The 16,287-nt window shown below is 59.4% G+C and carries 17 protein-coding genes; 7 read left to right on the top strand and 10 right to left on the bottom strand.

Features of this window, described 5'->3' with window-relative positions; translation table 11 throughout:
* Window positions 1–32 precede the first annotated feature (32 nt).
* Both GEI7407_RS16785 and GEI7407_RS16780 read right to left on the bottom strand, forming a co-directional pair.
* Window positions 33–1,202: a homocysteine biosynthesis protein gene (locus tag GEI7407_RS16785; RefSeq protein ID WP_015173399.1), complete on the bottom strand. Its 1,170-nt coding sequence runs from the start codon at window positions 1,200–1,202 to the stop codon at window positions 33–35.
* 37 nt (window positions 1,203–1,239) lie between these two features.
* Window positions 1,240–1,425, bottom strand: coding sequence for a hypothetical protein (locus tag GEI7407_RS16780; protein ID WP_015173398.1), 186 nt, complete (start codon window positions 1,423–1,425; stop codon window positions 1,240–1,242).
* A 161-nt stretch (window positions 1,426–1,586) separates the two neighbouring features.
* Here GEI7407_RS16780 and xth point away from each other — a divergent pair, with 161 nt between their 5' ends.
* Together xth and GEI7407_RS16770 are read left to right on the top strand one after the other, a co-directional pair.
* Window positions 1,587–2,381, top strand: a complete 795-nt coding sequence (xth, locus tag GEI7407_RS16775) for an exodeoxyribonuclease III (RefSeq protein WP_015173397.1) — start codon at window positions 1,587–1,589, stop codon at window positions 2,379–2,381.
* 71 nt (window positions 2,382–2,452) lie between these two features.
* Complete coding sequence (locus GEI7407_RS16770; protein ID WP_015173396.1) at window positions 2,453–3,328, top strand: SDR family oxidoreductase; 876 nt, start codon at window positions 2,453–2,455, stop codon at window positions 3,326–3,328.
* 6 nt (window positions 3,329–3,334) lie between these two features.
* On the opposite strand, the gene GEI7407_RS16765 is transcribed toward GEI7407_RS16770, so the two are convergent.
* Window positions 3,335–4,111, bottom strand: a complete 777-nt coding sequence (locus tag GEI7407_RS16765) for a TIGR00297 family protein (RefSeq protein ID WP_041269180.1) — start codon at window positions 4,109–4,111, stop codon at window positions 3,335–3,337.
* Window positions 4,112–4,213: 102 nt separating this feature from the next.
* Here GEI7407_RS16765 and GEI7407_RS16760 point away from each other — a divergent pair, with 102 nt between their 5' ends.
* Complete coding sequence (locus GEI7407_RS16760; RefSeq protein WP_015173394.1) at window positions 4,214–4,651, top strand: VOC family protein; 438 nt, start codon at window positions 4,214–4,216, stop codon at window positions 4,649–4,651.
* Here the strand turns inward: GEI7407_RS16760 and GEI7407_RS16755 are convergent.
* The gene (locus GEI7407_RS16755) at window positions 4,618–5,262 is read right to left on the bottom strand and encodes a triacylglycerol lipase (protein ID WP_015173393.1); all 645 of its coding nucleotides are present in this window, start codon (window positions 5,260–5,262) and stop codon (window positions 4,618–4,620) included. The genes GEI7407_RS16760 and GEI7407_RS16755 overlap by 34 nt on opposite strands.
* Window positions 5,263–5,746: 484 nt before the next feature.
* Here GEI7407_RS16755 and GEI7407_RS16750 point away from each other — a divergent pair, with 484 nt between their 5' ends.
* On the top strand, window positions 5,747–6,217 hold the full coding sequence (locus GEI7407_RS16750) for a hypothetical protein (RefSeq protein WP_015173392.1): 471 nt from the start codon (window positions 5,747–5,749) through the stop codon (window positions 6,215–6,217).
* Between the two features lie 115 nt (window positions 6,218–6,332).
* Here the strand turns inward: GEI7407_RS16750 and GEI7407_RS16745 are convergent, their stop codons facing one another.
* From GEI7407_RS16745 to GEI7407_RS16730, 4 genes are all read right to left on the bottom strand, one after another.
* Window positions 6,333–7,412 carry a tol-pal system YbgF family protein gene (locus GEI7407_RS16745; RefSeq protein ID WP_015173391.1) on the bottom strand — a complete coding sequence of 360 codons (1,080 nt, stop codon included), beginning with the start codon at window positions 7,410–7,412 and terminating at the stop codon, window positions 6,333–6,335.
* A gap of 35 nt (window positions 7,413–7,447) precedes the next feature.
* Window positions 7,448–8,245, bottom strand: coding sequence for a 16S rRNA (uracil(1498)-N(3))-methyltransferase (locus GEI7407_RS16740; RefSeq protein ID WP_081587368.1), 798 nt, complete (start codon window positions 8,243–8,245; stop codon window positions 7,448–7,450).
* Window positions 8,246–8,414: 169 nt separating this feature from the next.
* Window positions 8,415–10,343, bottom strand: coding sequence for a sulfite reductase, ferredoxin dependent (gene sir / locus GEI7407_RS16735; RefSeq protein ID WP_015173389.1), 1,929 nt, complete (start codon window positions 10,341–10,343; stop codon window positions 8,415–8,417).
* Between the two features lie 454 nt (window positions 10,344–10,797).
* Entirely contained in the window at window positions 10,798–11,322 is a 525-nt protein-coding gene (locus tag GEI7407_RS16730) for an outer membrane beta-barrel protein (protein ID WP_015173388.1), read from the bottom strand.
* Window positions 11,323–12,061: 739 nt separating this feature from the next.
* Between GEI7407_RS16730 and GEI7407_RS16725 the strand changes: the two genes are divergently transcribed.
* Entirely contained in the window at window positions 12,062–12,325 is a 264-nt protein-coding gene (locus GEI7407_RS16725) for a chlororespiratory reduction protein 7 (RefSeq protein ID WP_015173387.1), read from the top strand.
* A gap of 33 nt (window positions 12,326–12,358) precedes the next feature.
* Here GEI7407_RS16725 and GEI7407_RS16720 read toward each other — a convergent pair whose 3' ends face one another.
* Window positions 12,359–12,922, bottom strand: a complete 564-nt coding sequence (locus GEI7407_RS16720; protein WP_015173386.1) for a DUF2854 domain-containing protein — start codon at window positions 12,920–12,922, stop codon at window positions 12,359–12,361.
* A 410-nt stretch (window positions 12,923–13,332) separates the two neighbouring features.
* On the opposite strand from GEI7407_RS16720, the gene GEI7407_RS16715 reads away from it, so the two are divergent.
* Both GEI7407_RS16715 and GEI7407_RS16710 read left to right on the top strand, forming a co-directional pair.
* Window positions 13,333–13,590, top strand: coding sequence for a hypothetical protein (locus tag GEI7407_RS16715; protein WP_015173385.1), 258 nt, complete (start codon window positions 13,333–13,335; stop codon window positions 13,588–13,590).
* Window positions 13,591–13,696: 106 nt separating this feature from the next.
* Entirely contained in the window at window positions 13,697–13,882 is a 186-nt protein-coding gene (locus tag GEI7407_RS16710; RefSeq protein ID WP_015173384.1) for a hypothetical protein, read from the top strand.
* Window positions 13,883–14,027: 145 nt separating this feature from the next.
* On the opposite strand, the gene ppk1 is transcribed toward GEI7407_RS16710, so the two are convergent.
* Window positions 14,028–16,187 (bottom strand): polyphosphate kinase 1, encoded by a 2,160-nt coding sequence (gene ppk1, locus GEI7407_RS16705; protein WP_015173383.1) that lies wholly within the window; start codon window positions 16,185–16,187, stop codon window positions 14,028–14,030.
* Between the last annotated feature and the right edge of the window lie 100 nt (window positions 16,188–16,287).

The following is a 16,287-nucleotide window of genomic DNA, read 5'->3' as shown; positions in this document are numbered from 1 at the left end:
CGCTATGGGGGATGCGCGCGAAGGCCGAGCGATCACTCGATGCCGATTTTGGAGCCGAGCAGGTCCTGGGGAACAAAGGTGCGATCGCGGGGGAGCGGGGCCACGGCCTTCGTCAGCTCAAAGGTCCCGGCCTCGATCCAGGCCTTGAGTTCCTGGGCCACCTGCCGCGAAAAGGCCAGGCTCGCCAGGGGCGCCACCCGCACCGTCTTGCCCTCGATGGTGAGGCGGCCTGACTTCAGCTGGGCGTAGCTCACCAGGCCAAAGGTGGGCCGGACCCGCCGCGGAATCGAGAAGTCCACAATGGGCGCAACCAAGTCCTTGTCCTGGACGGCGCACCGGGCCACCACCGTTTCATTGAGCACCGGCAGGGGGACACCGACCCCGATCATGAGCGAGGGTCCATAGCTTTTGAAATAGCAGCCCCGCACCCACTGGGCGCTCATCTGCTTGGCGTCGCCGATCAGGGCCAGGGTGGCCGCTGGGCCGATGGGGGTCTGGTTGGGCAGGCGCTTTTGCAGGGGGAAGTGCTGGGTGCCCTCCCAGGCGACGTAGCCGACCCCGCCCCCGAGGAAAATGCGCGTCCCAATGCCGACGAGATCGAGCTCTGGGTCATTGGAGAGGGGCGACAGACTGCCGGGGTTGGAGTAGACAGCGTTGCCGAGGCGCGGCTGGAGCGGTCCTAGATAGGTGTAAAGGGGGCGATCGCCGCCATTGACCCCCACGATGAAGTTTTGGTAGAGGTTGCGCGGATTGAACAGATAAAACTGGTTGATGCTGTCGCGGGTGATGGTGGTCTCAAAGGACGCCCGCGGATAGCAGTCGGTCACTTGGCCGATCGCCCGCAGCGCCACCGATCGCCCGCCGATCAGCGCCTCGATCACGTGGCCGCCGCCCCGCTCCTCTTCGCCGTCCTCCGTGGGCTGCGTAGCGCCCAGGTACAGATCCACCGCCCCAAAGCCGCTGTAGGCCGGGACGCCGTCCAGCCAGCACTGCCGAATCTTGATCGGGGGGTCGGTGTGGCCCAGATTGAGAATGGCGCCGGAGGACTCCATCGGCTCGAAGGTGCCTGTGGTGATCACGTCGACCTGCTGCGCGGCCTGGGTGACGCCGACCTCGGCCACGCGGGCCTTGAGCTCTTCGACCGTCCAAACGACGGCTTGCTGATGGCGAATTTTGTCGTTGATTTCGGCGATCGTCCGCATGGGATCTCCAGGGCTGCGTGGGATGGGGAGCAAAAGCTTAGGACGTCTGGCGGGCGCGCCAACCGAGGGCGATCGCCAGGCCCAGCGGCGGCACCAAAACGGCTCCTAGAGCAACAGGCGTGCTGGCCGAAACGGGCAGGAGCGGGCCACCATACTTGATCGCCACGGAGATCGCGGCGGACAGCAGCAAAATCTTGAAAATGGTGCTTGCGTGGCTCTTCATGGGCTGGAGCGAGGGGCCAGAAAAGGGACGGTACTCTACGTTATCGCACGGGAGCGGGCGCTTTGGGGGGAAGGGGCGATCGCTTGCAGACAGGCGATCGCCGTACAATAGGCACTCTGTCCCTGTCTGGGGCCTTTTCTTGTCGTGTCTTGCGCAGGTCTATGAAAGTCGCCACCTGGAATGTCAACTCGATCCGCACCCGCCTCGAGCACGTAGTGCAGTGGCTGCAGGCGAACCCGGTGGATGTGCTGTGCTTGCAGGAAACCAAAGTCGTCGATGAACAATTTCCGCGATCGCCCTTCACCGACTTGGGCTACCACCTCTACACCTTTGGCCAAAAGTCCTACAACGGCGTCGCCCTGATCAGCCGAGAACCCTTAGAGTCCGTGCAGCTCGGCTTCACGCCGGTCCTGGGCTCAGACACCGTGGGCGACCTCGATGACCAAAAGCGGGTGATTACCGGCGTGTGTCAGGGCGTGCGCGTGGTCAACCTCTACGTCCCCAATGGCTCCTCGGTCGGCAGCGAAAAGTACGAATATAAGCTGCGCTGGTTCAAGGTGCTGGGCCAATATCTCCAAGCGCTGCTCCAGGAGAACCCCAATCTCAGCCTCTGCGGCGACTTCAACATTGCCTTAGAAGACAAAGACATCTATGACCCGGTGGGCAAAGCCACCCACATCATGGCCTCAGATCCGGAGCGGGCCGCGCTGCGAGACATTTTGAGCCTGGGGCTGGCGGACGCGTTCCGCAAGTTCACGCCCGACGAGGGCCACTATAGCTGGTGGGACTACCGGGCGGCGGCTTTTCGGCGCAATCTGGGATGGCGCATTGACCACCACTACCTCACCCCCGATCTCTACGAGCGGGCGATCGTCTGCACCATTGACATCGAGCCTCGCAAGCTGACCCAGCCCAGCGATCATGCCCCCGTTATTGTGGAGTTTTCGCTAGGGTGAAGGCAGGCGTCCAGTGGTTCACTAGGACTGCTGGAGCCGCTGAGATGTCGACCTTACCCAGAGGGAAAACTATGTTTCTCGTGACGGGAGCAACCGGCGGTCTGGGACGCAGAATTGTGCGTCTGCTTAGGGAGCGCGATCAGTCTGTGCGAGCCTTCGTGCGCCTCACCTCACGCTATGGGGAGCTGGAGCACCGGGGGGCGTCCATTTTCATCGGGGATTTGCGCGAGGAGCGCGACATTCACAAAGCCTGTCAGGGCGTGCGCTACGTGATCAGCGCCCACGGCTCCGGCAGCGATCCCCAAAAGCTCGACTACCGGGCCAACATTGACCTGATCGATCAGGCCAAGGCGGCGGGAGCAGAGCACTTTGTGTTTATTTCGGTCCTGGGGGCCGATCGCGGCTACGAAGACGCGCCCACCTTCAAGGCCAAGCGCGAGGTGGAGCGGTATCTGCAAAACAGCGGCTTGCGCTACACGATCCTGCGCCCGTCGGGGTTTGCGTCCAATTTGCTGCCCCTGGCTGAGCGCTTTCGCCAGAGCGGGATCTATCTGCTGCTGGGGGATCCCAGTAGCCGCACGTCCATCATCAGCACCGACGATTTGGCGCGGATGGCGGTGGAGTCGGTGATCCAGGAGCAGGCCTACAACCAGGCGATCGCCGTTGGCGGTCCCGAAATTCTGCTGCGTTCGGAGATTCCCAAGATCTTCGGGCGCGTCTTTGGTCGAGATCCCATCGTGATTAATCCGCCGATGCCCCTCTTTGATGGTTTGCGGGGCGTGCTGGGTCTGGTGAATCCCAGTCAGCAGCGCAATCTGGGCACTTTGCGAACCTTGGTGACCAATGAGTTTTTCTGTACGCCGGAGGAGCGGGCCCGCCAAGAGGCGATTTTTGGCTTTGAGCCGGAGTCCCTGGAGCAGTTTCTGCGCCGCTATATGAGCATCTGAGGCGGCTTAGCCCAGATTGCGAAATACGAAGCCCAGGGCGATCGCTGCGACGGCGCCAATCAGCGTGTTGAGGATGTTCACCAGCTCGTTGGTCAGCCAAAGGATGCGCGTTTGCAGGGTGGCCCCGATGACGCTCTCGAGGTTGGTGGCGATGAAGGCGGCGATCGCGCATCCCAGGAGCCCCCAAGCCGAGATCAGGCCGACGCCCCAGCCCACCAGGGCGATCGCCACCGAAGCGACCACGCCCGCCAGCGTGCCCTCTAGGCTCACGGCGCCCTCGGTGCCGCGGGCCACCGGCTGCAAAGTCGTGATCAAAAAAGTGCGCTTGCCGTAGGCCTTGCCCACCTCGCTGGCGCAGGTGTCCGACAGCTTGGTGCTGAAGCTGGCCACGTAGCCCAGCAGCAACAGCGCGGCGAGTTGCGGATCACCTGCGCCCCAGCCCTGGCTCAGCCAAACCCCCAGAGCACACAGCGTTCCCACCAGAGCTGATCCCCAGACATTCTCGGGGCCGCGCGCGCCCGAGCGCTTTTCGGCGATGCCGGCGGCCTCTTTTTCGGCCATGCCGATGCGGGTGACCCCAGACCCTACCAAAAAGTAGAACATGACCACGGCATAGCCCGCCCAGCCCAGGGTGCCCCAGATCAAGACGCCCAGGATGTAGCCGTGCAGGAGACCGGCGGGGGTCAAAAGTTTCTTGGGAGCGACGAGGGCGATCGCCGCCAGGACGCCATTGAGCAAGGCCCCCACGAGCCAGGGATTGAGGCTGCTAAGGAAACTGATCATGGTCACTTCACCGGAGTCCACGGCCAAATCCTACAGCAATTTTTCTCAGATTGCCTGGGGGTGTAGTACGAAGGAAACAATCTAATCCCGAGGCCAAACACGATGAGTGCTGCTCTGTTTCACCTGGCTTTTCCCGTGGCCGATATTCCCCGGACCAAGGCGTTTTATGTAGAAGGTCTGGGCTGTGAACTGGGCCGGGAGTCGCCCAGCGCCGTGATTCTCAATCTCTACGGCCATCAGCTGGTGGCCCACGTGACCCGGGAGCCTTTGCCGCCGCAGCCGAGCATTTATCCGCGGCACTTTGGCTTGATTTTCACAGCAGAGGCGGACTGGGAAGCGCTGCTGGCGCGGGCTCAGCAAAAGAACCTGGAATTTTATCAAGAGCCCAAGCGCCGGTTTCCGGGCTTGCCCCTAGAGCACCGCACCTTTTTCCTAGAAGACCCGTTCCACAACCTGCTGGAATTTAAGTTTTACGCCCACGCCTCGGCGATCTTTGGCGATCGCGCCTACTCCGAGATCGGGGACGCGGTGGAGGCCTGAGCGGGCGATCGCCGCAGAGGCTCCGTCAGCGCTGCCGTGATCCGCTCGAGGCTGCGCCGGTCGTACAGCATCCACGGGTGTAGCCCCACGGGAACTTGATAGTCTTGGCCGATCCCGAGGCAGGAACTGCGGGCCGGCACGATCATCAGGTCCATGGGCGTCCACAGCGTGGTCACATTAATCCGGTCGAGGTGGTGAAGCTCGCGGTTTAGCTCCATCAGCAGGGGGCTGGTGGGGCGCATCTGCATACAGCCGGGGCGCTGGCTCAGGTAGGCCACCTGGGTGCCCCAGTGGGGCGACGAAATAGAGACAAAGCGCTGCACCCGCTCGAGGCCGCCCAGGCGCTGGAGATAGTAGCGGCTGACGATCCCGCCCATGCTGAAACCCACCAAATCAAAGCACTGGCGGGCTGTGAAAATGCTGTGTACAAAGGTGGCGAGCTGCTGACTGAGGTCTTCGAGGGGGCGATCGCCGTTGCTCGGAGACAGATCGAGGCTGTACACGCTCCACCCCTGGCGCGACAGGTGGCCCGAGAGCCGATCAAAGACCCGCGCCGTGTCATTGAGGCCGTGCACCAAAACCACTGGATTGCGATCGCTGATGGAGTTCATAATAAAAACTGAATTGAGAGTGAAAAGCGCACCCCAGGCCAGCCCCTCGACATGAAAGAGCGCTGGGCTTTGGCGCGATCCCCCAGGCAACGGCCCAAAATCGTGAGCTGATCTCTAGGAAGTCCTCATTTCAGCCTAAAGGGCATTGATCTCTCTGAGAAATCTCGTCAGACAGTATTCCGACTGGCTGACCTAATTTGTGAATAGGAATAAATACTGAGAGGAATATCTCAATTCTTAAACAAAATTGAAAGTCACGAATTTTTTACGAAAGTTGCGGAGCCTACAAAGAACTCAAAAAGCTTGAAAAATGGGCTTTTCAGGCTTTGATCGCGAGCTTATAAAATTTGTGAATAAGTATTAACTAATCTTGCGATCGCCCCCGCAAAACTTCATGATGATGTCTAGCGGTCAGCCCCAAACTCGTGCGTCAGGTGGGCCAAAAACCACAGTATTCTCAGCATTTTTAGAGGTAGTCATAGCGATGGACTTTATCAAGAAGCTGCTCGGCGGCATCCTAGGTTTTATCAAGGGCATCTTCGGTATTTTTAAGAAATCTGAATATTACTTAGAAGCAGAAGGATCTGATAGCGCGCCTGCTCTGGCTGAAAAAGCCGCGCCCGCTAAAGTCGAAGCCGAAAAAGCAGCGCCCGCGAAGGCCGAAGCTGCGCCTGCTGCCACTAGCCAGCCGATCCCGGAAACCAACCCTCCCAAGCCCGTCGAGCTGGTCCAGACCGCTTCGGGCGTGGTCGCAGAACCGGTCTCCAAAGGCGATCTCAAGGCCGATGGACGAGAAGCCAAAGTCGCCAAGCAGCCGGTTACGGTGGGCGCAGAGACCCTCAAGACCTTTGCTCCTGAGTTCTTGGCGTCGACTCGCTCCTTGGGCGATCGCCGTCGCCCCGGCCCCAGCATGAGCCCCTTCATGGGCATGGCTCGCCAGATGGGCAAGCGCTAAACTTTCCAGCCTTGATGCGCTGCTGCTCCGAGACTCTCCAAGCTTTCAGCAGCGCATTATCGTGAGTCCCTTGTGTGGGTGAATTGGGTTCTGGCGCGGCCTTTGGGTCGCGCTTTTATTGTTGGAATAAAAAGCCGCTGTACAGCTGAAACGCTGGGTCCCAAAGCGTCTCTTGTTTGCGAAACAAATCAATGTGAGACGGCAGCGCTTCCAAAATTTCGGCATGCTCAAAGCAGCTCTCGGCAAAGGCACGGAAATCAGCGGCCACGGGCGCGTGGGCCAGGTAGGGCTCGAGCACTTTTAGCAAATAATTCCAGCGTTGGCGATTGGTGCTGAAGTCTTGCTGAGAAGCTGTCTGGGAAAAGAGGCCGTCTTCTTGAAACTGATAGCTGTAGTCCCCAAAACGCAGAACGCAGCCGCGCCCCGGCAAGTGTAAATCACAAATTTGAGCATAATCTTGGGTCTGTTCTTTGCGCTGGAGCTTGCCCCAGGCCCCAATGTCGACCACTGACTCAAAGATGGGCAGCTGGCCCTCAACGCGCTGGGTGACTTCTGCCCACTGAAAGGCCATCAGCCCCAGCTGACCGGCTTCGTTTTGGCACTTGACGGTCGCCTGGGGGCCGATGCCCGTGAAGGCGACGACCCGAAAAACCCGCAAAGATTGCAGGCTCTCTAAAGCAATCCAGCGGGCCGGAATCCCCGCCGCTTGCAGCTCCTGGCCATAGAACCCGAGTTCGCCGATGGGGCCGCTGCGGTAGAGACGCCAGTTTCGGCTCGACAGCATCAGGCGAGCGCTGTAGGGGTCTATCTGGAAGATCCGAGCGAACTGCTGAGCGGCGGCCTGGCGCTGCTCGTTGCTGATGGGTCCTAAAAAGAGACAGCCGATGCTCGTGTCGGTGGGGGTGGCAGTGGCCTGGGCGATCGCCGCTTGGCGACGCGCTTTTTCCTGGGCTTCTAGGCGCTGGAGGCCTTGGCGCGCCTGGGTGATGACCTTGGGCAGGGTAGTGCTTTTGAGCAGGGTGCGATAGATTTTTTCCGCCGCGATCGCCTTCCCCGTGCCCTCTTGGACCCGCCCGACGTAGAGCTGGACCCAGGGATCGTCGGGGGACTGGGCATACAGAGATTTGAGGTGCTGGGCCGCCGTGCGGTAGTCTTGGCGCTCGAGGGCTGCGGCCACCTGCTCAAGGGGGGTCATCGCTTGGACTCCTGGGGTGCTCTAGGGCCATTGTCTCAGGGGTGGGAAGCGGAAGAAATGGGAAATGTGCCGTCGCTGGCGTCGCCCTCGGCGACAGGGGTCTCCGGAAAAGCACTGGTTTCCCACAGCGCTGCCATCAGGGCGATCGCCGCTAGGGGAGCTGTCACCGCCCGCAAGATTCGTGCGCCCAGGGACACGGGCTGGTAGCCAGCGGCGATCGCCGCCTCGATCTCTGCCTCGGTCCAGCCGCCCTCCGGCCCCACCGCCACGCACAGACTCGTTGCCTGGGGGCGATCGCCTACGAGCTGAGTCAGCAAGCTGGGAGCCTCGCCCCGAGCCGCGCACAGATAGCGGTGGGACGCCGAAATGGATGCGATCGCCTCCACAAAGGGGACGGGCGCGCCAATCGTGGGCACCTGCATCCGCTCCGACTGCTCCGCGGCTTCTTGGGCGATCTTCCGCCAGCGATCGAGCTTTTGGGGGCTGGGATTGAGCAGGGTGCGCTGGCTCAGGACCGGCTGAATATGGCTGACCCCCAGCTCGGTGGCTTGCCGCACCACCTCATCAAAGCCGCTGCCCTTGGGGAGGGCCGCCACGAGCATAATGGGGATCGGGACTTCCCGCGATCGCCCCACGGACTCTAGGAGCAGGGCCTCCGCTGTGCCCACCATCTGGGCGTTCCACCCCTGGCCCTGGCCGTCCAGCGCCACAAAGCGATCGCCCGCCTTCAGCCGCAAGACGCGCGTCAAATAGTGCTGCTGGTCTGCCGTGAGCTGGACCTGGGGGCCTGGCAGCTGGTCTGCGGCCAAAACAATACGCTGAAGCTGACTCACCTCGTTCCTATCCTTTGCACCGGTGCCCGCTGTGGCGCGTTTTCGCTCTCTCGGGGCGATCGCCAAAGCCACCGTCAGCATATCGAAAAAAAGGGACACCGCCTTGGCAGTGTCCCTGTATCAGTCAAGCTTGATTAGGCCTCAATCGCCAGAAAACTGGCCTATGACCCTAGCGATCGCGCAGATACGCTTCGATCGCCTCATTCACCAGCTCAGTCATCGGCTTACCCTGGGTCGTCGCCGCTTCCTTGAGACGCTCGTACGTGCTAGGCGCCAGGCTCACCCGGGGCCGAGACTTGCCATTGGTCGCCGCGGGTGCCGCCGGCGCGCTCTGGTAGGTCGCCGCGAACTGCCGCAGCGCATCGAAGCCCACCCGGTGGCAAAAATCACCGAAGCTCTCGGGCTGGGGTCGCTGCTGCTGTTCTTGCTTGAAGTAGACAAACAGCGGCTCCAGCGTTGCCTCCAGATCGTCCTCGGCCATCCGCTCAATGTAGGGGGCCGACAGGCGAGTCTGGTGGGGATCAGCCCCCAGCCAAACCTGGTAGCTGTTGGGCGCGCTGCCCACCAGACCCAGCTCCGCCAGATAAGGTCGGGCGCAGCCATTGGGGCAGCCCGTCATCCGCACCACAAAGTGCTCCTGCTCCAGGCCCACCTTCGCCAACACGGCCCGAATGCGCTCCAGAATGCTGGGCAGAATGCGCTCCGACTCTGTGATCGCCAGACCGCAGGTGGGAAGAGCGGGGCACGCCATCGAGTAGCGCACCAGCGGATCGATCTCCGTCTCCTTGAGAATGCCCGAGCGATCGAGAATCGCCTGGATTTCCCGCTGCTGCTGGGGCTCAATGTCGCACAGCAGTAGATTCTGGTTGGGCGTCAGGTAAATCGGGAGCTGATAGGTCTCGACAATCTTCCGCAGCGCCGTCTTCAGCTTGAAGGATCCTTCGTCCTTCACCCGGCCATTCTCGATAGACAGCCCAAAGAACAGCTTGCCGTCGCCCTGATCGTGCCAGCCCAAGTAGTCTTGGTACTCGAAGGGCGGCAGCGCTTTCAGCGGCTTGATTTTCTTGCCGAAGTAGCCCTCAACCTGCTGGCGGAATTTCTCAACGCCCCAGTCGTGGAGCAGGTACTTCATCCGGGAGTGGCGACGATTGGCGCGATCGCCATAGTCCCGCTGAGTCGCCACGATCGCCTTGATCAGGTCGTAGACATCTGCTTGATCCACATAGCCGATGGGATCAGCAATCCGAGCGAACGTCTCTTCCTTGTTGTGGGTGCGTCCCAAGCCGCCACCCGCGTAGACATTAAAGCCCTCCAGCTTGCCCTTCTTGTTGGTAATCACCACCAAGCTGACATCCTGGGAGAACAGGTCCACCGAGTTGTCCCCGGGCACCGTCACCGCACACTTAAACTTCCGGGGCATGTAGTGAGTGCCGTAGATCGGCTCCTCATTGGACGCGATCAGCGTGCCGTTGCCGTTGCGCTGACGAGCGGCCTTGACCTCCGGCGCCTCTTCCCCAGACAAGACCTTCTCACCGTCGAGCCAGATCTCGTAGTACGCACCCGTTTGGGGCGTCAGCAGATCGGCAACATTGTTCGCGTAGGTGCGAGCGTAGTCGTAGGCCACCTGATTTTTGAAGGGAGCGGGGGGCGCCATCACGTTGCGGTTGAGATCGCCGCACGCTCCCAGCGTAGAACCCATGTTTCGCACGATGGCTGCCATCACCGTCTTGAGGTTCTTTTTGAGAATCCCGTGAATCTGGAATCCCTGACGAGTTGTGGCCCGGAGGGTACCATTTCCGTATTCATCGGACAGCTTATCGAGCGTAAGATAGAGCTGGGCTGGAATAAAACCGCCCGGACTCCGAGTTCGCAGCATGAACTGGTAGTCCTTCTCCTGGCCCTTGACCCGGTTGTCCCGGTTGTCCTGCTGGTAAGACCCGTGAAACTTGAGAATCTGCACCCCATCTTCAGAAAAATGGGTGGTGTCTAGGAGAAGCTCTGAAGCGACAGGTTCCCGCAGGAAGTGACTGCGCTCTTTGATGCCTTCTACCTTCGACAGTTTTTGGGCAGGGGGAGTTTGGGTTGAAGACTTGGCCATTGTTGCTGCTGCGCAATAGGAACAGAGACTGCTAACGCACGTTCACAGCAATTTTCTTGGGCGCTTGACTCTCCCTTGGAAGCCTCAATTTTTGGGCTCTCCGAGCGAGAGATCCCAAAAATGAGCAGGGTGACGCCGCGAAAACTGCTGTCGATCCGGTCAAAGCGGTTTGAGACAGAGAAAACCCGATGAGGCATGGCATCCCAGAGCCTCAACAGGTCATGCATTCCCGGTAATCCAATCGGAATTATGGAGTATGTGTCTATTCTATCATCCCTGCCGGGGGTTCTCTAGGGCCTAGCTGGAATTGACGGCGATCGCCCCCCAAGGAGCAAAAAAACGCCCCCAGACCATGTCTGGAGGCGCTGTGTAGACCGTTCAGTTAGAGAGGGCTTGTGGAACTCAGGTGTCCTGACTCACCTCCCAAGGGTGTGAATCAGAGGAAAGACGACTCTTAGAAGCGATAGCCAGCACCTAGCTGGAAGCTCAGAGCATCTGCTTCGCTATCTTCGTAGGCGTTGATGCCCCACTTCGCGTCGCCGTACACCACGATGTCCTTGGTAACACCCGCCTCTACACCCGTGGTCAGGACCACAGAATCATCGTTGCCGAGGGGGCTCGGTTCACCATTGGCTTCCACGAAGGAGTAGCCGACACCGGCGTAAACGTTGGCGTTGTTGGTCACCGGGACGTCGTAGGAAATGATGGGCATGATGGCGCTGGTGTCATCGCTGAAGAGAATAGCGCCGCGGACGGAAACAGGAGCATTAGGAACTTCGAAACGACCTTGGATGTTGCCGCCGAGGTTGGCTGCATCTCCGTCTTGACCGCCGTTGGTGACACCGGCTGCAAGACCAGCACCAACATAATTTCTATCCATGCCTGCGGGCTTTGCGGAGGCGCTGCCAGCCAAGAATGCGGGAGCGATCAGAGCGGAAAGAAGAGAAAGGGCTGCGACGGATTTCAGAGAGAGTTTCATGGCTAATTCACACCGAAAATGAGAGGTTTGCTTCTGCGCGTTCGTGAGATTTAAGACCGTAAGGAGAGAGAGAAAGTTCCCGATTTTTGTTGGAGGATTAGCGAAGTCCAAGATGAGAAAGTGTGAGGAACTTTGAGAGGAATTTGTCCGGTTCTCCGAAGAGTTCTGAGAAGTCAAAAGCCTTTTGGAGATGGGTCTGCGGTCTTTGGCTGTTGAAAGTTCTGGGCCGTAGATTTGGGACTTTGGACTAGGAAGGAGGCAAGGGGTCTGTTCGGGAATCTTTGGTCTTTCTGCTCCTCGTCTGCTTCATGACTCTATTGTGTAGAAGGTGATGGAGAATTGGGTTTGAAAGTGGTCTCTTTCCAGACTGTCACACATTTGTTGATAGAGTCATGAACTACAAGGAAGACGGAAAACGTATTGAGTGTTGGGCGTTCGATGAATCTACAGTAGCGATTAGAAATAAGGCTTTGATTTACTAGGTTGCCAGTTTTGAAACTGTCCCGTTTTGTAATAGAAATCCAGCTAAAAATAGGGCCGAGGTCACCCGAAAAGGGGATGGCAAAGTCTGGCGCGTGAGCCAAAAGAAATGAATTCGAGGTCTGGGGTTAGGACTGTGGGGGGTCAGGCCAGGTTCCGCGGCGGGAGGGCGATCGCCCGGACTTGAGGATCTAGGGTGTTGTCAGGCGATCGCCCCTTGGTTCACAGTGGTATCAGCGCCCTTGGGAGGCAATGCCTAATGCCCGACTCGATCATGTTTCAAAATGACGATGCCTATGTTGTCCTGGAGACCAACCAGCCAGAGGTCATCCTGACGGAGGCTGAGCTGCTCGAAAAGCTGCGATCGGTGCTGGCGGCCCAGGGGGATGACCTGCCCCGCGAGCTGCGCAAGTACTCAACCCTCGACGAACAAGCCCGGCACCTCCTCGAAACCGCGTGCGACTTCGACTTGGGACCGGGCCAATTTCTGCAATGGTATGTGGTGCGGCTCGAGAAGGCCTAGCGGGCCTGGGAGACGCCTACGATGTGGCGATCGCTACGAGACGGCGATCGCCTCGGGTAGCGTAATGAGCGACACATGGACCTCGTCGGGACCGGCTGAGACGACCTCTGCTCGGATCCCAGGCCCAAAAAACTTGCCAATCCGCTCCTCCTTCTCCTGCCAGGTGCTCAGGGGGATGTGCTCAGAGTCGAATTCCAAAACCAGCGCATAGGCTCCGTCCACCACCTCTTCCCGTAGTCCCTTCAGCACCGGGCACTCCTCGTCTGAGGGACTGAGGCCCAGATTTTCCAGAGAGCTGTCGAGGTGCACCGGCTGGCCAAACCGGTAGCGCATTACATCTTTACGAAGCTGATTTTGAATTTTTGTGGCCTGCTGCTCTCGGAGCTTGAGGGCTTCGGCGGAGGGCTCTTGGGAGTAGGGAACCGGCTTGATTTCGGCAGCTTTGAGCGCTAGACCCCCCAGCAGCAGAGGGATTCCGTAGAAAAAACCAGCCAGATTTAAGGTGGCGTTGCCCGTGAAATAAGCAACAAAACCGGTAATGGTTAGAACACCCCCGACACTGAGGCCTAGGGTACCTAGAGAAGTTTGGCGTAACATGTTTATTAGGTATGGTGGCTGTTTGTCAGCAAATATCCATTATCGTCTTTTGTGAAGAGGACGGTGGATAAGGCAACGTTGCCAGGCTTGTGTATTGTCTCAGGTTGCATTGCAGCTGATGATTTGAGGGATGCAGCTCCACGGATGGTCGACGGATGCCTTGCGATCGCGCTGTTCCCCCAGCTTTGTCGCTAGGATTCGAGGCATCAATTTCCCTTCACGCTCTGACTTCTGGACTGTTCTGACCCAGTTTGACTGCCCCCGCCAGCGGGATTTATCGACTTAGCGCCAGCTCCATTGCCCCGGGAACATCCCTCTGAGGAGCGCTGTCCCAGCGATCGCCTCCGGGCCTCCATTGACGGTAATGGCTGCCTAGCCAACGATTCCAACGCTCATAGGATCTGCAACATATGATCAAGGACGAGAAACAGAGCGCTGTGGCCAAAAATGTTTTGCTAGAGCAAATTAATTCTCTCAAACGAGAAGATGAAATGCTCTACAACATCTTGGCGGTTGATGTTTGGGCATTGGCGAAGACCATGGACGAGTTTCAGCCCGGCTTCTGGACGGCCTTTATGAAAAACCGCGAAAAAGCCCTGAAGCGGTTCATCACTGAGGTGATGAAGAATAAGCCAACTGATCTCAAGCGCCCGCCGTTTCTGCGCTAGCGATAGGGAGGCGGCCTGAGAACCAGGGAGAAATCGAAGGGCGATCGCCCAGATTGTCTATCCTGGAACAAGGACCATTTCAGGCGCTTTTTAAAGAAATCAATCTATGGACACCCAGACCCTGCGCGAACGCATTACCCTCATCCAGTCCAAGCGGGAAGCTTTGTTGAGACTGCTAGAGCAGCCCAATCTTGGCACCCTGCGCATCGACGTCAACCAGGCCCTCGAAGAAATCGACGACCTGATGGAAGAGTTTGAGCGGACCTTTCCCGACCTAAAAAACGCAAGCTAAAGCGCGCTGGCTCCAGCTTTCGGGCGATCGCCCAATTGATCATGCCAAAATCCTCCGATCTCGAGCGTGCAGCTCTGAAAATCGGAGGATTTTGTTTTGGTTGGCTTTCGCCCTTGTCGGAGCGATCGCTCGATTCCCTAGTTCCTTAGGAGAGGGCCATCTCCATCAGCATGACCTGGGAGGCTTGCTCTGGGCAGTTTGCCCCCGGGTGGCGCTGGCTGTAGGAGCCGTCCGGGCGGAGTTCCCAGGCTTGGCGATTGTCCGCCAGCATCACCCCCAAAATCTCCTGAAGGTCTTTTTGGATGTCTGGGTCGCGAATGGGGACCACGGCCTCCACCCGCCGATCGAGATTGCGCGGCATCCAGTCTGCGCTGCCGATGTAGATTTCTTCCTCGCCGCCATTGTGGAAGTAGTAGACCCGCGAGTGCTCTAGAAAGCGGCCAATAATGCTGATCACCCGGATATTTTCGCTGACGTCCTTGATGCCGGGGCGCAGGCAGCAGATGCCGCGAATAATCAGGTCGATGCGCACGCCCGCCTGAGACGCTTCGTAGAGCGCCGCAATAATGGCCGGATCGACCAAGGCATTCATCTTGGCCACAATTCGGCCTTGGCGGCCCTGTTTCGCGTGCTCCGTTTCGCGCCGGATCAGCTCCAGCATCTTGTCGCGCAGGTTCACGGGGGCGACTAGGAGCTCGCGATAGGACTGCTGCCGCGAATAGCCCGTCAGGTAATTAAAGAGGTCCGTCAAATCGGCCCCTAGGTCCTCCCGGCAGCTCAGCAGGCCGAGATCGGTGTAGAGACGAGCGGTTTTGGGGTTGTAGTTGCCGGTGCCGATGTGGACATAGCGGCGAATCCGGCCTTCTTCGCGGCGGACGACCATGGTGGTTTTGGTATGGGTCTTGAGTCCTACCAGGCCATAAACCACGTGCACGCCGGCCCGCTCGAGCGCTCGCGCCCAGTTGATGTTGTTTTCTTCGTCAAAGCGGGCCTTAAGCTCGACTAGGACAGCGACCTGTTTGCCGTTCTCGGCAGCGGCAATCAGGGAGTTGACGATGGGCGAGTCCCCGGAGGTGCGGTACAGGGTCATCTTGATGGCCAGCACGTCGGGATCGTGGGCCGCGTGGGTGATGAAGCGCTGCACCGTAGCCGAAAAGGAGTGGTAGGGGTGGTGCAGCAGAACGTCTTGTCTGCGGATGATGCTGAAGAAGTCTTCGGTGTCGTCGAGATCTGAGGTTTCGGAGGGGCGATCGCTCAGGCGACGCAGGCGGGCTGGCACCACGGGAGACCAATGGGAATCCTTGAGCTCCGGGAGCGGCAGGGCCATAAACTGCATCAGATCGCCCAAGCCCAGGAGTCCCTCAACTTCATAGACGTCGCGGTCCTCGAGGGTCATTTCGCGCATCAGCACCTCGCGCACGGCTTCCGGCATGCTGGACTGGAGCTCCATCCGCACCACGGAGCCGCCGATCCGGCGCTTGCGCAGCTCTTGCTCGATCGCCAGCAGCAGGTCGTCTGCCTCGTCTTCTTCGACGTCCAGATCGGCGTTGCGCGTGATCCGGAAGGGATAGTACTCCTGAATATTCATGCCTGGAAACAAAAACTCCAGGTTGTGGGCGATCACCTGCTCGAGGGCGACGCCGGTCCAGATGCTGGGCTTGCCGCGCCGCCGCAGCCGCAGATCTTCGGGCAGCTCCACAAAGCGGGGCAGGACGCTGGGGACTTTGACCCGGGCGAAGTGCTCTTCTTCGGTTTGGGCGTCTTTGATGACGACGGCGAGGTTGAGGCTGAGGTTGGAGATGTAGGGGAAGGGGTGGCTCGGGTCGACGGCCAGGGGCGTGAGGACTGGGAAGATTTGCTCTTCGAAGTACTTTTGCAGGTAGACTCGCTGCTCTTGGTTGAGGTCGACGTACTCGAGCAGGTGAATGCCTTTGGAGGCGAGCTGGAGGCGCAGCGCCTGCTCAAAATGGCGGTGCTGCTGGGTGACCATGGGCCTCAAGGTGGCGCAGATGTCGTTGAGCTGCTGCTGGGGACTGCGGCCGTCGGGGGTACGCTTTTCGACCTTGGCCTCGACCTGCTGCTTGAGGCCGGCGACCCGCACCATGAAGACTTCGTCGAGGTTGGAGCTGAAGATGGCCATGAACTTGAGCCGCTCCAGCAGGGGAGTCCGGGGATCGATGGCCTCGTGCAAGACGCGGTTGTTGAATTGGAGCCAGCTCAGCTCGCGATTGAAGTAGTATTCGGGGCTGCGCAGGTCGAGATCTGGGTTTTTGGCGGGGGGAGTCGAGGTTTTTTTGGAGGCCATAGCAGGGAGAGTACCGGGGAAAAGCGTCCTAGGGGCGATCGCGCTCCGGGGGCTGGAGCGGCGGGGGCAAGGGGCGATCGCCGTTTTCAGACCCTAGCAG

It is taken from the genome of Geitlerinema sp. PCC 7407 (genome assembly GCF_000317045.1).
Lineage (GTDB): Bacteria > Cyanobacteriota > Cyanobacteriia > PCC-7407 > PCC-7407 > PCC-7407.
Note: the sequence above shows the minus strand (reverse complement) of the source record. Positions and strands in the feature narration are given on the sequence as shown.

Coding starts and splice junctions, on each gene's coding strand:
- sir (WP_015173389.1), bottom strand. CDS start 10,343: ATGGCCAAGTCTTCAACCCAAACTCCCCCTGCCCAAAAACTGTCGAAG.
- GEI7407_RS16725 (WP_015173387.1), top strand. CDS start 12,062: ATGCCCGACTCGATCATGTTTCAAAATGACGATGCCTATGTTGTCCTG.
- GEI7407_RS16715 (WP_015173385.1), top strand. CDS start 13,333: ATGATCAAGGACGAGAAACAGAGCGCTGTGGCCAAAAATGTTTTGCTA.
- xth (WP_015173397.1), top strand. CDS start 1,587: ATGAAAGTCGCCACCTGGAATGTCAACTCGATCCGCACCCGCCTCGAG.
- GEI7407_RS16785 (WP_015173399.1), bottom strand. CDS start 1,202: ATGCGGACGATCGCCGAAATCAACGACAAAATTCGCCATCAGCAAGCC.
- ppk1 (WP_015173383.1), bottom strand. CDS start 16,187: ATGGCCTCCAAAAAAACCTCGACTCCCCCCGCCAAAAACCCAGATCTC.
- GEI7407_RS16780 (WP_015173398.1), bottom strand. CDS start 1,425: ATGAAGAGCCACGCAAGCACCATTTTCAAGATTTTGCTGCTGTCCGCC.
- GEI7407_RS16730 (WP_015173388.1), bottom strand. CDS start 11,322: ATGAAACTCTCTCTGAAATCCGTCGCAGCCCTTTCTCTTCTTTCCGCT.
- GEI7407_RS16720 (WP_015173386.1), bottom strand. CDS start 12,922: ATGTTACGCCAAACTTCTCTAGGTACCCTAGGCCTCAGTGTCGGGGGT.
- GEI7407_RS16760 (WP_015173394.1), top strand. CDS start 4,214: ATGAGTGCTGCTCTGTTTCACCTGGCTTTTCCCGTGGCCGATATTCCC.
- GEI7407_RS16745 (WP_015173391.1), bottom strand. CDS start 7,412: ATGACCCCCCTTGAGCAGGTGGCCGCAGCCCTCGAGCGCCAAGACTAC.
- GEI7407_RS16770 (WP_015173396.1), top strand. CDS start 2,453: ATGTTTCTCGTGACGGGAGCAACCGGCGGTCTGGGACGCAGAATTGTG.
- GEI7407_RS16710 (WP_015173384.1), top strand. CDS start 13,697: ATGGACACCCAGACCCTGCGCGAACGCATTACCCTCATCCAGTCCAAG.
- GEI7407_RS16765 (WP_041269180.1), bottom strand. CDS start 4,111: ATGATCAGTTTCCTTAGCAGCCTCAATCCCTGGCTCGTGGGGGCCTTG.
- GEI7407_RS16755 (WP_015173393.1), bottom strand. CDS start 5,262: ATGAACTCCATCAGCGATCGCAATCCAGTGGTTTTGGTGCACGGCCTC.
- GEI7407_RS16750 (WP_015173392.1), top strand. CDS start 5,747: ATGGACTTTATCAAGAAGCTGCTCGGCGGCATCCTAGGTTTTATCAAG.